Origin of the sequence: Spirosoma flavum (genome assembly GCF_042686045.1) — a bacterium.
GTDB lineage: Bacteria > Bacteroidota > Bacteroidia > Cytophagales > Spirosomataceae > Spirosoma > Spirosoma flavum.
Genome location: NZ_JBHUOM010000007.1, coordinates 128,592 through 143,917, shown reverse-complemented (window position 1 = coordinate 143,917; position 15,326 = coordinate 128,592). Strand labels below are relative to the sequence as shown.

12 protein-coding genes are annotated in these 15,326 nt (G+C 50.5%); 1 reads left to right on the top strand and 11 read right to left on the bottom strand.

The window, feature by feature from the left end; genetic code table 11:
* Positions 1-50 precede the first annotated feature (50 nt).
* The 10 genes from ACFS25_RS14075 to ACFS25_RS14030 form a co-directional block, all read right to left on the bottom strand.
* Positions 51-3,287, bottom strand: a complete 3,237-nt coding sequence (locus ACFS25_RS14075) for a hybrid sensor histidine kinase/response regulator transcription factor (RefSeq protein ID WP_381501846.1) — start codon at positions 3,285-3,287, stop codon at positions 51-53.
* Positions 3,288-3,987: 700 nt separating this feature from the next.
* Positions 3,988-4,857 (bottom strand): amidohydrolase family protein, encoded by an 870-nt coding sequence (locus tag ACFS25_RS14070; RefSeq protein WP_381501843.1) that lies wholly within the window; start codon positions 4,855-4,857, stop codon positions 3,988-3,990.
* Between the two features lie 48 nt (positions 4,858-4,905).
* Positions 4,906-5,667 carry a malonate transporter subunit MadM gene (gene madM / locus ACFS25_RS14065; protein WP_381501839.1) on the bottom strand — a complete coding sequence of 254 codons (762 nt, stop codon included), beginning with the start codon at positions 5,665-5,667 and terminating at the stop codon, positions 4,906-4,908.
* On the bottom strand, positions 5,655-6,032 hold the full coding sequence (gene madL / locus ACFS25_RS14060; RefSeq protein WP_381501835.1) for a malonate transporter subunit MadL: 378 nt from the start codon (positions 6,030-6,032) through the stop codon (positions 5,655-5,657). The genes madM and madL overlap by 13 nt, the downstream gene beginning before the upstream one ends.
* 58 nt (positions 6,033-6,090) lie before the next feature.
* Positions 6,091-7,608 carry an acyl-CoA synthetase gene (locus ACFS25_RS14055; protein ID WP_381501832.1) on the bottom strand — a complete coding sequence of 506 codons (1,518 nt, stop codon included), beginning with the start codon at positions 7,606-7,608 and terminating at the stop codon, positions 6,091-6,093.
* 40 nt (positions 7,609-7,648) lie between these two features.
* A complete protein-coding gene (locus tag ACFS25_RS14050) occupies positions 7,649-8,416 on the bottom strand; it encodes a 3-hydroxyacyl-CoA dehydrogenase (RefSeq protein ID WP_381501829.1) in 768 nt (255 codons plus the stop codon).
* Positions 8,417-8,432: 16 nt separating this feature from the next.
* Entirely contained in the window at positions 8,433-9,581 is a 1,149-nt protein-coding gene (locus ACFS25_RS14045; protein ID WP_381501826.1) for an alpha/beta hydrolase, read from the bottom strand.
* Positions 9,582-9,589: 8 nt separating this feature from the next.
* Complete coding sequence (locus ACFS25_RS14040) at positions 9,590-11,416, bottom strand: feruloyl-CoA synthase (RefSeq protein ID WP_381501823.1); 1,827 nt, start codon at positions 11,414-11,416, stop codon at positions 9,590-9,592.
* Positions 11,413-12,192, bottom strand: coding sequence for a crotonase/enoyl-CoA hydratase family protein (locus ACFS25_RS14035; protein ID WP_381501820.1), 780 nt, complete (start codon positions 12,190-12,192; stop codon positions 11,413-11,415). The genes ACFS25_RS14040 and ACFS25_RS14035 overlap by 4 nt, the downstream gene beginning before the upstream one ends.
* 158 nt (positions 12,193-12,350) lie before the next feature.
* Complete coding sequence (locus ACFS25_RS14030; RefSeq protein WP_381501818.1) at positions 12,351-12,911, bottom strand: DUF3237 domain-containing protein; 561 nt, start codon at positions 12,909-12,911, stop codon at positions 12,351-12,353.
* A gap of 133 nt (positions 12,912-13,044) precedes the next feature.
* Between ACFS25_RS14030 and ACFS25_RS14025 the strand changes: the two genes are divergently transcribed.
* Positions 13,045-13,959, top strand: coding sequence for a LysR family transcriptional regulator (locus tag ACFS25_RS14025; protein WP_381501815.1), 915 nt, complete (start codon positions 13,045-13,047; stop codon positions 13,957-13,959).
* Positions 13,960-13,965: 6 nt separating this feature from the next.
* Here the strand turns inward: ACFS25_RS14025 and ACFS25_RS14020 are convergent, their stop codons facing one another.
* Positions 13,966-15,264, bottom strand: a complete 1,299-nt coding sequence (locus ACFS25_RS14020; protein ID WP_381501812.1) for an MFS transporter — start codon at positions 15,262-15,264, stop codon at positions 13,966-13,968.
* Positions 15,265-15,326: the final 62 nt, after the last annotated feature.

Here is a 15,326-nt window from a genome sequence, read left to right as displayed (position 1 = left end):
TGGGCTGTCAAATTCGGGGCATTCCAGGGGCAACACTAAAAGAATCACCACTATACCCTTTTGTTACGGCCAGCGATGAATTCGGTCGGCGTTTGCTGGTAGAATTCTTTGAAGACAAGGGTGAAGTGAGAGTGCGTACTAAAACCAGTCAAGTCGACGGTTTCGATCACACTGATACCAGATCGCAGTAGTTCGGCCGCTTTCCGCAAGCGATACTGCCGAATCAGCTCGGCCGGTGCCAGTTGAATCAGGCTCTGTACCTTTCGATAGAGTGTTTTCCGGTTCATGGCCAACTGATCGGCCAGCCAGTCGACACCAATCGTGGTGTCATCCAGGTTCTGGTCTAACAACCCATAAATCCGATTCAGAAAGGGGTCCTGGATTAGCTTAGGTATGACCTCCGTCGACGTTGTCGACTCCGCAACGGCCAGCGCAAACTGTTGCCGATAATAGGCCCCTAACTTTTGCTGGCGAGTAATCAAGTTATGGACCCGCAATTGCAACTCAACCAGGCTAAAGGGCTTGGCCAGGTAATCATCGGCTCCCAATTGCAATCCGTCAATTCTACTCTGCTGAGCCGCTTTGGCCGTTAGCATCACGACCGCAATATGGTCCGTATGGGCATTGGCTTTGATGAGCTGGGTGAGTCGGTACCCGTCCATGCGGGGCATCATCAGATCTGTAATGACAATATCAGGCAGTTCGGTCTGGGTTAATGCCCAACCTGCCTGACCATCCTCCGCCTGAACTACCTGATATGACCCAGACAGTTCCCCCACAAGAAACTCCCGGAGTTCGGCATTGTCTTCCACAATCAAAATGCAGGGCATCAATTGGCGACTAACAGTCAGATTTACTACCGGAGTCATCTCGAGCGGTACCTCTAGCTCAAGGGCATTCGACTTAGGAGTTGACCAGCGGATGTGGGGTAGATTAACGGTTTTTGATACAGGTTCGATAGGTAACGTCAAATAGAAGGTCGTACCGAGATTCACTTTACTCTCGAGGGTAATGGTTCCTCCCAGTAGGCCAACTAGTTCATGAACCAGCGCCAGCCCAATACCAGTCCCTTCGTAGGCCCGGGTGCTGGCGCTATCCACTTGATAAAAGCGGTCAAAGACATACGGTTGCTGTTCAAAAGGAATACCAATGCCGGTATCCACCAATCGGAAGGCTACCTGGGTCATTTCGCCGGACGACCAAACGGGCATACCCGTCAGCGTCACTTGCCCTCCCTTGGGTGTAAACTTGATGGCATTGGCTAGCAAATTGGTTAGAATTTTATCCCATTTATCCGCGTCGAAAGCGTACTCGCCTTGGGATAACCTACCTATACGATACCGCAGATGTATGCCTTTTTGCTCAGCCGAACGCTGAAATAGCGTGACAATCTGGTGGACAAACTCCGTCAGGTCTCCCTGCATGAGCGAAACGGGCATGAAATTGCCCTCCAGTTTGGCTAGATCGAGGAGTTGATTGATCAGCCGCAGGAGCCGATCTGCGCTGTGATGGACCAACGTCAATAACGCGCCATCGTACCGTTTTTCTTCCAATAGTTTGGCTACCGGCGATAGAATGAGTGAGAGGGGTGTACGAAACTCGTGGGTCAGGTTATTGACAAAGCGCGACTTTACCTGATCAAGCTCCCGAAGCTGGTCAGCCTGCTGGTGAAGTTCCTGGGTACGCTCAGCGACCTGTCGTTCCAGCTGTTCATTTTGCTGAGCTAGGAGTTCCTGTCGTTCGTGTTGTTGAGCCAGATTCTGGGTTGATAGCATTTCGACCTCCCGGAGCCGGTCAACCAGTTGCCCGTTGACCCAGCCATGTTCCAGCGCCAGCAGAATCGACAGTGTCAGCGGGAAGCACAGAAAACTGGCTAAATAAAAACCATGAAACAGCCATTCATGGCCATACCCTGGGAGATGCAGGGAAAATAAGAGTGACGACAGAATCCATAAGCCCAGATTACAGAACGCGCAGATGGCAACGATGTTAGCCCCCCTCAACTCACGCCTGACCGCCACCAGCGAAAGTCGGATCAGCTCAAGTGGCAGGAAATAATTGACAGGAACAGATAACCACTCAAAATCAGGGGATAGCGCAATAAGCTTAAGGCTAACACTGCCCATGGCCAGCCAAAACAGCCAACCCCGGCGAAAATTGAAAAGCCTGTAAAACGTCAACACTACTAGGCACGGCACCCACTTATCCATCTGTGACCCATAGTCAGCCAGAATCTGCAGGCCTATGGTGTGCGTAAAAGGGCTGGAAAACCTGAAAAAAAAAGCGAAATTCAGCAACAAATACATCCCGGCGGCATAGAGGTTTGCCCGCTGGCTGCGATGTGCAAAAAACAGGCTCAGATGCAGAATAAAGAGAATGAAAGCGATCCCGATCCGAAATGTATTCAGGTAAATCGACTCGACGTCGACCGGTTTGATGGCCGGTAGAACATGGCTGGGAAGTAGCCAGAACTGAGTTGCTGCCGCATCCCAGCGGACGTAGTTGGTGTAGTAAACTTGACTCGGCTGGCAAGCAATCCGCAGGGCCAGCAGATGGCTGGACGAGGCCGTCAGGGGAAAACTAAACGCGGCCGAAGGATTATAAGCCTGTACGCTATCGGGATTGGCACTAACCTTACCGAAACGATACAATAATCGCCCGTCCAAATAAATCTCTGACGCAATGGATTGAGACAGCTTGATCATCAGGGGCGGCAAATTAGGTCCGGTCTGAATGTGCAACCGAAGCCAGCCAATACCCGCCTGCTGTAGTTGAGGTAACTCCCGGATGTCTTTGGTTGGATCAATCGTCGTCCAGTGTCGATCATCCAGATCGGTGCTGGCTCCCGTTGGGTTATCACCGGGCTGGAATCGCCACCCCCCTTTGAGCAGAAATCCCTCCTCGGGCACTTGATTCAGAGTGACAGGGGTTGGTGCTGGCTGGGCCTGGGAAATCGTCACGAAGGAAAGGGCCACGATGAGACTATGAATCAGCCGCTTCCATACCGAGGGTGATGAGCCGTTGAGCCGTTGTTGGTGAAGCCCGACTAACATGGATTGCTCAGCTTGAGGGATATCCTCGGTTAGAGGCTGAAACAGCCTGGAATCAGGTGTGCGGATCTCCTGTTTTACTTTTGCTAACGGCAAGCCGTTTGGCAGAGAAACCCCGGTAAGATCGAGATAGCCACATGGATGGTATTTGAGCCCGGCAGCGATAAGACCAGCGCCTATCTGGCTCAACAAGAGAATCTGCCCAACGCTCAACGATTGGAAATGGAGTAGTCGCACAGGCAGTCAATGGCAAAGAGGGAGTGGATGAGCTAAAACTAAGTAATTATACGGCTTACTCCTACGACTTACCCCAAAAGCACTAAAGCCGATAGGGTACAGTTGATGAGTACCAGGCTGACCCATTATATACATAAAGGCGTCGTCCATCATGGTAAAGAAGGGTTGAGTTGACCCCAAAAAGTCGCTCCACCTGATTGGGGGTACGAGCGGATTTCTTTAGTTGACATTTGTAGCCAATTGAGACTGATCGGGCAGTTCTCAGGGGTGGCCCCTTCCTTCGTTAAGTGCTACCCATTGATCAATGCGCTTAACCTTATTTTCCATTTCGTGAGTCTCAATTTTTAGGGTCTAAAGTTGTCCTTGGTATGCATGTTGTTCGTACAATCAGCGAATCTCAGGACGGGTCAAGCCGTATGCTACGGATTAGCGTTAACAGCTATTAAAACGGGAACAAGTGATTATCGGCGTACAGTACGGCTCATTTTCTATTGGACAAAACATATCTCGATAACCCTGTCAAGTTTGCGGTATACACATCTCTCCTACTCAACCGGCTGTTTTCGTCCAACAAAAGGGCAACGAATACTATTTATGAACTTGCTATTTTGCTATCAATGAACGAGTTGTGTTACCATTAGCTACCGCTGAAAATCGTCCACGAAAACGTCCGATTAAATTCTGGCAAGGACAATTAGTTTTAGACGGTCAACCCCAGCATCTTAATTGCATTCTCCTTCAGAATCAGCGGTTTTACTTCATCTTTGAATCCGGCTACCTCAAAATCTTTTAACCACCGCTCAGGCGTAATCAAGGGAAAATCAGTTCCGAACAGCATCTTATGTTTGAGTTGCGTATTGGCATACTGTACCAGTTGGGGCGGAAAATATTTTGGCGACCAACCCGACAGGTCAATATAAACATTGGGTTTGTGCATACATACTGACAAGGCTTCATCTTGCCACGGCCATGACGGATGGGCGATGATGATGGGCGAATCGGGGAAGTCAATTGCTACGTCGTCCAGATGAATTGGGTTGGAGTAGTCAAGCCGCAAGCCGCCCCCGCCCCGAACCCCCGATCCAAAACCGGAATGGCCGGAATGGAAAAGCATGGGCAAGCCAGCGGCCGCAATCACTTCGTAAAGGTGGTAGGCCATCCGGTCATTGGGGTAAAAACCCTGCACCGTTGGGTGAAACTTGAATCCTTTTACGCCAAAATCCTCAATCAGCCGTTTGGCTTCCCGGGCACCCATCCGGCCTTTGTGCGGATCGATGCTGGCGAAGGCAATCATTACGTCAGAGTTTTCGAGGGCAGCTTCGGCTACCTCTTCGTTCGGAATCCGTCGTTTGCCGGTTTCATGTTCCGAGTCAATGGTGAACATGATAAACGCCATATTCTGCTCCCGGTAATACGTGATCGTTTCCTGAATAGTAGGCCGGTGGGTCGATTTAAAGTACCTGGCAAAGGCCTCATCAAACTCTGGTCGGTAATCGTCGTGCGGCTGTTTGCACGATACTTCGGCGTGGGTATGTACGTCGATGGCAACGATTTTAGCTAAATCAATCATGTTCTGTTTGCTAGGTCTACGCGATTCAACAGGCGTCATTAAGAAAATTTAACCGACAATTACCTTGACCAGCAGGTACAATATCGATGGGCAGAGTAAACAACCTAAACCCGTGTAAAAGGTAGCTGTCATGGCGCCATACGGCACCAGCTTCGGATCGGTAGACGCTAATCCGGCGGCAACACCACTCGTTGTGCCGATCAACCCACCAAAGACCATGGCCGTTACTGGATTATTTAAGCCGATAAAACGGGCCACCAGTGGTGTGCCAATCGTGACTAAAATGGATTTCACGAGGCCTGTGGCAATACTGTTTGCAATCGCATCAGACGAAGCCCCGATGGCTGCCCCGGTAACGGGCCCGACAATAAATGTGCAGGCTCCGGCACCAATGGTTGTGATGCTTTTGGCATCCCGATAACCCATGGCATACGCAATGAGCGACCCACATAAAAAAGTGAGAATGACACCCGTAAAAAGTGAAATGATACCCGCTAGTCCCGTTTTTTTAATAATGGCAAAACTCACTCCCATTGCGGTCGAAACAATGGCGAAGTCTCTAAACATGGCTCCGCCCATGAGTTCAAATCCGCTTAATTGTTTGATGTCGGCAATGCCTTTATTACCGCCCGTAAGGATACCTCCAATGTAAGAAATTACCAAACCCAGAAAGATGGCGATAGCCGATGCGGGTATCTTTTTGTTGGTGAGTTTGTCGGATAAAAAATCGGATGCGTACATAATAAGGCCGATCGAAAAAAAGGCAACGATCAATCCGTTTTTTGATAACAGGGTCGTTATATACTCCATTCTTCCGTTCCTTTTAAGGATAATTTCGCTACGATAGGCACTAACACTAAACAGAGGATAACAGGTATGATGCCCGCTAGCAGCGCTATGGCACCACTCGACAGCGCCACCCGTACATTTTGCGTAGCTGCCATAGCCACAATAACAGGGATGTACATTTTGCTCCAGAACAGGATACCGCTTTCCATTTCCAGATTAATTTTATTCCGTTTTTCCAGCCAGTTTTGGGCGTATACCAGGAATAACATGGCAAAACCGACCCCGCCTACATTGGCATCAATGTGAATAAGTCGACCAATCGTTTCGCCGACTAGCTGACCGGCCAGAAAACAGCCCGATAAAAGCGCTACACCTCTGATTAGCATCGTTATTAATCGTTTATAGGAGTTATAAGTCCGGTGTCCGTTTGTCGTGGTGTCGGGTTTAAGAACCCGACACCACGACAAATATTTTTTTTAGCTCGTTTTTGGTAACTTTTCCCATGGCATTGCGCGGGAGATCGTCCACAATTTTATATTGCCTCGGCACTTTATAGGCGGGCATTTTCTCACGAATCCAGGCATTCAACACTGTCAAATCGAGCGACCCGTCATTGACAACAAGGGCGGCAACGACCAACTCGCCCCACTCTTCATTATCCAGACCGACCACGCTGCAATCATTGATCTGGGGATATGTCCGCAGGACTTCTTCAATTTCTAACGCCGATATTTTATAGCCCCCCGACTTGATAATATCAACCGAGTTTCGGCCCAGGATCTTATAATAGCTATCATCCAGCACGGCAACATCGCCCGTTTTGAACCAGCCGTCCGTCGTAAATGTCGCTTCGGTGGCTTCTTTTTTGCGCCAGTATTCCTGAAATACATTCGCTCCTTTCACCAGAATTTCGCCGGGCGAATCCACGCCGGGTGCTACATCGTTATGCTGTTCATCGACCAATCGGATTTGCACGCCCGGTAATGCCTGCCCAATGTGACCTGCCCGGCGTTCGCCCTCGTATGGATTGCTAATGGCCATTCCTATTTCGGTCATGCCATAGCGTTCCAGCAGCCGGTGTCCGCTAATGGTTTCCCATTTCTCCATAACCGAAACGGGCAACGCAGCTGACCCGGACACCATCAGTCGAAATGTTGCCATACTAGCCGTTAACGCTTGTTTCTGCGCTTCGGGAAGCTGGTCAAAATAGGCGATGAGTTTAAAATAAATGGTCGGTACGGCCATAAACAGGCCGTCCTGGCTCCCCAGTGCTATTTTCGCAAACCAGTCGAACACCTTTTCTGGCGCAAAGTTTGGCAAAAACTCAACGGTGCCGCCCGCCCATAAGGTGCAGGAAATCACGTTGATGATGCCGTGTACATGGTGCAGGGGCAAAACGCACAAAATAATATCCTGTTCAGAATACGCCCAGGCCTGTACGAGAGTAGACACCTGCGCGTCGATGTTTGCATGCGTAGTTACTACCCCTTTGGGCAGATTGGTGGTGCCACTCGTATACAAAATCAGGGCACGATGGCTGAGGGTAACAGGCGGCAAAACACCCACTGGGGCGGGTTTGTCATCAGCGCCTAACACGATCAATCGGATTCCCTGCTGTGCCGAATAATCGGTTAAAACAGATTCGAATTCGGGCGAGACCACAATAATTTCGGCCTCCGTATCCTCAATTACGTACTGGAGCGACGCCAACGGGTAGGTTATGCAAAGGGGCACCGCAATACCGCCCGCCTGCCATATACCCCATTGGACACGCACATAATCGAAGCCGGGAACGACCATAAATGCAACCCGCATTTCGGCAAGATCCGCGCTGTTTTTCAGTAAGGTTCGCGCAAACTGCTGGGAGCCTGTCTGTAAATCCTGAAAACTATATGAATGACCGTGGGCGATAATGGCTGTTTTGTCAGGGTTTCGGAGTTGCTGTTGAATAATTGATAGCATCAGATTTGTCTTTGAGTTTTTCTAGGTAAACCAAAGGTATTTATTTTGCGCCCATCCGGATAGCTCCATCGAGCCGGATTGTTTCGCCGTTGAGCATTTGATTTTCGATAATGTGTTTAACCAGGGCCGCAAATTCGGCAGGCTGGCCAAGTCGCGATGGAAACGGAACCTGCTGACCGAGCGATAGCCGGGTTTCTTCGGGCAAACTAGCCAGCAGTGGCGTCTCAAATATACCGGGTGCAATGGTCATGACCCGAATGCCAAACCGGGCCAATTCACGGGCAATGGGTAGGGTCATCCCCACAATTCCGGCCTTTGATGCTGCATAGCCTGCTTGCCCGATTTGCCCGTCGTACGCGGCCACCGATGCCGTATTGATCAGGATACCCCGTTCACCGCTGCTTACTGGCTGGTTGTGCTGGATAACTGCCGCAGCCAGCCGCAGCATGTTAAATGTACCAATCAGGTTGATTGTAACGGTTCGGGTGAAGCTGGCTAATGAGTGCGGTCCCTTTTTGCCGACTACCCGCTCGGCCGGACCAATACCCGCGCAGTTGATGGCTCCATGCAATCCGCCAAACTGAGCGAGTGCCGTATCTATGGCGTTTTGTACGCTGGCTTCGTCCGTTACGTCGGTCTGAACAAATTTGGCACGAGCGCCGAGGGCTGTTTCCATGGCTGCACCAGCTTCCGAATTAATGTCGGCCAGCAACGCGAAACCCCCATTGTCGACCAGAAGTTTGGCCGTGGCCGCACCTAAGCCAGAGGCTGCTCCCGTAACGATAAAAACGTGATCCTGAATTGTCATCTGTGTTTTATGTAGATTAGTCGATCATACCCGCCTTCGCTTTCTGGCCGGTTGCTATCCACTGGCGCAGGGCGTCGAAGGCCGTGGCAACTTGCTGGGGTTTGAACTGACAATGCCCCTGCCCATTGGTGTACTTCACCACAAACAGCGCATCTTTACCCTGCTTATGGATCATGTTTTCAAAATTCACGACGCCATATTGCGGAGGGATCAACTGGTCATAGACGGTGTGCAGCAGGACAACTGGCCGAATGATGTTACCCGTGCGGTCGTATTTTCCGAAAAGGCCATCCGGGCTGACCGTTGCTGCCAGCCGTTCGGCTTTCTGATTCACTACGAGATCGTTTGGGAAGCCGCTGTATAGGGTGTTTGTATTATCGAACGGGTTGCCTTTTGCCTGTTGGGCAATATCGCGCAGCACATTTTCATTGAAAAACAGGGAGAACGGTAAGTCATCCATTTTTAAATCGAACCGTTTGGCGAAGGCTACGGCCAACAGCGAGTCTTTCGCAAAAATAGCTTTCCTGATGGCCGCTGCTTTGGCCTGCATGGTATTGCCAGCCTGAGCCTGATACGGTTTTGAGACATCGAAAATTTCGGCCAGGGACGTAACAACGCCCGGAAACAACCCATTGAAGGTCGCGTACATATCGAACTCCTTGCGGCATTGCAGATACGGGCGACTCGATAAGGGGCACATCGGCAAACCGCCCTGATAGTATTGTCCGAAATTTTCGAGAGTAGCCAGCGCCACCCCACCGCCCATCGACTGACCAACCATAATGGTCGTGTCGGGCCGACTATATTTTTTGATGAAAAACGCACGTAAGGCTTCGGTATCGTCCACCCCTTCGGCCAGTGCAAACCCCTGTTTGCGGTAGTCGGAAGCCGCCACGGCAAATCCCCGCTCTAAAAAAGGCTGCACGGTATTGAGCCATCGATTGCTGCGACTCTGTGCGGGCGACCCAACAAACTCATAGCCATGGGCGAACATCACCAATCGTTTGGCTGGCGCTGTTGTCCAGCCCTTCGGGAAAACGATCTGGTAGCGTGCGCCATTGATACTCCCCGAATCAATGGAGGAAACTGCGGATTGTGCCAGGGCCGAAACGCCGCTTAATAAGCCAGCGAAAAGAAGGAAACGTTGGGCGATGCTCTTAGTCATGGATCTGTCTAGTTCTTGTATAATTCGTCAACAATTTCCGGATGATTAGCCAGAAAGGCCCGTTGGTTTATGGAGCCTTTGTCGGTAAGTTCACCCCCATCTAACGATAGCGTAAAATCGGCAAAAACGGCTTTTTTGATCAGTGTCGAGCTACCGCCCTCCTCGTTTTTCAGGCTATTGAGCACGTCTGCCAACGCATTAATTACGGTTTTATGAGCAACCAGCTCCGGCAACGGAACATGGGCAGGATAACCACTCAATCGACAGCAATACTCGATATTAGGAATCACGATGGCACCGACAAACGCCCGGTCGTGGCCCGTAATGACCACATCCTGAATCAATCCATTACCAATCGTGATGAGTTTGGTGCGCAGATTTCCTACGCTCACCCACGTGCCGGTGTCAAGTTTAAAGTCTTCGGCAATGCGCCCATCAAACACGACCCCCTCGTTAGGGTCGTTGGGGTCAACAAATTTGAGAGCATCGCCGGTGCAATAAAACCCTTCGTCGTCAAAAGCACTGGCCGTTGCGTCGGGTTGCCGCCAGTAGCCGGGTGTAATGTTGGCTCCCCGGTAGCGGGCTTCAAGTTTGCCACCATTCGGTACTAGTTTCAGGTCAAGGCCCGGTACGGGTACACCCAACATGCCGGCAAAGCTACCGGCTTTGGTGGCAAATAAGGCCGATGGACTCGATTCGGTGCAACCCAGCCCCGTTGCGATAACGACCCGCTCGCCGGTCGTCTCGTAGGCCAGTTCTTCAAAGGCATCCCAAACGTGCTGCGCCATCCCGGCACCGGCATAAAACAAAAGTTTCAATCGGCTGAAAAAGTGTTCGCATAGCGCTTTGTCACGCCGAAAATACGGAATCAGTTCTTCGAAGCCCTTGGGTACGTTGAAGTATAAGGTTGGGGCAATATCGCGCAGATTGGCAACGGTGATAGTAATGCCTTTGGGTGTGGGTGTGCCTTCATCAATGTAGAGCGAACCGCCATTGAAGAGCATGAGCCCGAAGTTATGATTCCCACCAAACGTATGATTCCAGGGGAGCCAATCTATAATAGTCAGGTCGTCATCGGTCAAAAACGGAAACGTCTGGGTGATTTGCTGCCAGTTGGTACAAACCATCCCGTGTGTATTGATAACGCCTTTGGGAAAGCCCGATGTGCCGGACGTAAACAGAATTTTGGCCACAGTTTCGGGCTTAACAGCCGCAAAAGCCTCCTCAACCGCATCCGTGGGCAACGTATCCAGCAACGTATCGAAGGCGATGGCATTTACGCCCTCCGGTGCCTGATAAACGTATACCATGTGAGCGGCTCCGGCACAGGCCCGCAGGGCTTTTTCGTACTGCTGGCCATTCGATACAAATATAAGCTTCGGTGCCAGTAGCTCAAGGGTATAGGTCAATTTGGCAAAATCGGTCGAACGTAACGAATAGGCCGGACTAATGGCCGAATACGGAATCCCAACGTGCAGGGCAGCCAAAGCCATTAGACCGTGTTCGATGCTGTTTTCCGAGAGAATCGCCATGGATGTTTCGGCTGTCAGCCCCAAATCGATTAATCCCTGGGCCAGTTTCCTGACAATGGTGAAGGTCTGCGCAAAGCTTACGGTTCGCCAGTTACCGTTGCTATCGCGCTGACCCATAAACACCCGATCGGGCGTAGCCGAAGCCCAATGCGGCAGACGTTCTGTCATGCGATTGGGGTGAGGAGCCAGCGTTTCCGTCGAGCGTAGTAGGAGCGTTCCATCGGGACGAGTAATTTTTTCAATGCTGACGGGTCCAAACTGAACGGGCCGAAAGGGAGTTTGTTTGAGGTTGAGGGTTGTCATGCGTCTCCGACTTTTTTGGCTTTCCCGTCTAAAAAATCCCTCAATCGTGCTTTGGCTTCGGGCGCATTCTGGGCAATAGCCGCCGTAAGCGATTCCATCATCAGGCCTTGTTCCTGACCCGAATCCGCTATTCTGGGTAGAATATGCATCAGCGCATAATTAGTCATACCAGCGTTTGACGCCACTTTCTTCGCCAATTCAATGCCTTTTGTCAACCCGGCACCTTCCTCAACCACGTATTGTGATAGACCAATCGCCATGCCTTCGTTGGCAGGATAGACACGTCCCGTCAGCATCATGTCGGTCATGCGGGCCAGCCCAATCAGTTTAGGCACACGAACGGAAGCTCCTCCGCCGACAAAAATGCCACGCTGTCCTTCGGGTAAGGCATAAAAGGTAGACGTTTCAGCTACCCGAATGTGGCAGGCACTGGCTAATTCGAGTCCACCACCTACGCAGGCTCCGTGCAAAATAGCAATGACGGGAACCGTACCAAACTGTACCCGATCCAACGCTCGATGCCACATCCGGGAATGATGCAACCCTTGTACCGCGTCGCGTTCAGTTAGTGACGACAAGTCGAGACCCGCGCTGAAATGCTTGCCTTCGCCGTAAATAATGGCACAACCTATCCCCGACGGTATGTTAGCAAATACCTGCTCAATGCCCAGAATCAACTCGTCGTTGAGGGCATTGCGTTTGTCGGGACGATTGAGTTTGACAATAAGGACGTTGTCCTGAATTTCAGTATATAACGTATCGGGTAATGGCAACATAGCGGATGCGGGAAATTAGTTTGCAAAAGGGTAGAGCACGATAAATCAGACTTGAAAACGTTCACCTTTGGCTATGTTTACCAATGGAGCCACTCGTACTTTATTGTCAATCGCCTAGCGGTATGGCCTAACGGAGTGAGGGCTTCAACGGCATGCTATTACAATATTTTCCAGACTTGAATAATCACTCCATCCGGATCGCGAATGCCTTTCGAGATAAATAGCGTTTGGGTAAGCCATTCGTACTTGCCCGGTGGGGTTTCAAAGGTGGGAGCGGCCCGGAAATAGTAGTCGTTGGGGCTTACTTTTTCGCCGTTGGCAATTCGTCGGGCCACCTCAGGAGTCGCCGTCCGAATGCCTTTGTTATTGACGTAGATAAGAACCCCATCGTCAGTCTGGAGCGTATAAAGCGCGCTGAGTTCCGTCGTTCCATCTTTTCGCAGAATCTGCCAGTCAGCCCCACCGTTGATGATGGTTCCCTTCATGTTGGGACCGCTGAAGGTTCTGCCCGTTATCGGGATGATGCGCCGTGTACCATGTGGTGTTTCGCCGACGACCATAGCTGGGGCAATCTTTACATGTAGTTCACAAACAAACTCCAGTTGAGGAGCTTGTGGACCAGTTGATGCCAACTCTTTTTGTGCCAAAACCTGAAACGACGGTTGGCAAACAAGTAAGCAAATAAGTAGCCCGATAGGGGACAGCACGGAATTTTTCATTGAATGGCTTCGGGCAAGACATAACAAAAAGACAAAATAATACGGGTAAAGTCTAATCGTTCTTTCTTACCTTGTCATAAGAAATACTTATCAGGGTGGCTATGTGCCCCTAATCAGTCCTGTTTGCTACATTATGGAATTACGTCAGTTGAAATATTTTGTGGGCGTAGCAGAAGAACTGCATTTTGGTCACGCTGCCCAGAAGCTATTTGTCTCACAACCCGCACTGAGCCAGCAGGTTAAATTACTGGAAAACGAACTAGGCATTGAGCTGTTTGTAGGCATTAAGCGCACTCAACTACATAAGGTTGAGTTAACCGAAGCCGGGAGAGCCTTACTGACCGACGCCAAACGAATTCTGCAATTAACTGACAACGCAATCCGAAACGCCCGGCAGGCAGGGGCCCGGCAACAGGTCGTGACACTGGGTGTTTTCAAACTGATTCTGCCCGAACGGATCATGGGCATGCTCGAACTTTTTTCAACTCACTGCCCAACGGTGGAAATCAAAATCGTTGAACTCCCCAACACCGCTCAGGTTCAGGAGTGGGTGGCCAACGACCGGGTTGATTTGGGGATGACCGTACTGCCATTAGTCTACGAAGGATTACTAACGACACCGTACGCTGAAACCGATTTCAGTATCCTAATGAACCGAGACCATCCACTGGCAACCAATACGTCGGTCAGGCTGGAACAGTTACGACACGAAAAGTGGATTGATCACGGACCGGAAGCGGGCTTGTTTTTTGGGCAGATCGAGGCCGTTTGCCGCCAGGCGAATGTTAATCGGGAAAGCAACATTGTGCAGGTTGTTCCCTCTTTCGATCTACTGAAAAGTATGGTTCGGCTAGGAAAAGGACTTGCGTTTATTCCGGCTTCACTGGATTTGCATCAGGAACCCAATTTGCTGTCGATGCCGATCATTAACACCGACAGCACACCCTTCAAACAGATTGTTATTCAACACGTTCTGATTCACAAATCGGAACGGTCATCTCCGTTGGTGCAGGCAATGGCCAGCTTAGTTAGGGCAAAAACGGTCTAAGCAAGTTCACCGAATTTTCGGAGACGAAATATAGAGGGTCATAATACCCGCCAGAATGGTCGGCAGCGCATAGATCAAAAAGTTAGTGCCCATCGAAAGTCCCATTCCAATGAGTACTCCGCCCATAGCGGGGCCAATAATACCGCCCAATCGACCCATCCCGATTGCCCAGCCAACGCCCGTTGTTCGAAACCCGGTCGGGTACATACGGGCGGCAACGGCATACAGGCCCACAAAACCACCCTGAATACCAAAACCGAGCAGCCCGAACACCAGAAGCAGGACCGACGACCCTTTAAATAGACTGAAAGCTGCCATGAGCAAACCCGTCATAATCAAGAAGATACCGATTGTTTTTTTGAGTCCAATCCGGCTGGAAATGTAGCCCTGGGTGACAATACCGAAAAAGGCACCGACATTGAAAACCGTTCCGGCATAAATGGCTAATTCAATCGATAAACCCGCACTGGAAGCCAGCTTGGGAATCCAGCTCGTGAGAAAATACAACGTAGCAAACGATAGAAATAAAGCAACCCATAGCTGAATCGTTGGAATTTTATAGTCATCCGCCAGAATGGATGTTAGGGGAATTCCCTGCCGTTGAACAGGTTTGGCGGGCAATGACGTGATCGTGTTACGTTGCATCCTGGCTAAAATCAGATTCGCGTTCGCCAGCGCATTTGGGGGCTGCGATTGCAGATAAAACTCCAGCGATTCAGTCAGGAAGAAATAGATAACGGGCAGCGCGACAAGAGTGGCCATACCCGCCAGTTGAAACATGGTTTGCCAACCCGACACGGGAATGACGCGGGCCGCGACCAGACCCGACAGAACCGCACCAACCGGATAACCGCCAATAACAACACTCACCCAGAAATCTTTCGTTTTATCGGGCGTATACTCCGCCACCAGAGCTGCCGTACTGGCCAGCATACTGCCAATACCTATCCCGCTCAGAAACCGAAACGCGATTAAGAATCCGATAGAACTCGCCTGGGATGTCAGGTAAATACTGATACCCATGATAGCAGCACTGAGCAGAATCATGGATTTTCGCCCGATCGTATCGGCAAAAGGAGCTAAAAACAAAGCCCCAAAGGTCATACCGAACAGGCCTGAGCTGAATACGACGCCTAAAGCTTCGGGACTCACCTGCCAGGCTTTGGCAATGGCGGGTGCCGCATAGGAAATCACCATCACATCCATACCATCGAGCATGTTCATCAGCCAGCATATAAATACGGTGGCGTATTGAAGTCCTGTTAGCGGTTGTTTGTCAAGCAGGTTTCTCGGACTCACTTCCATTGATTCGATACGGTTAGGAAAAATCAGGAACGGGTTATGTAGTTACCAAACTATTTATAATC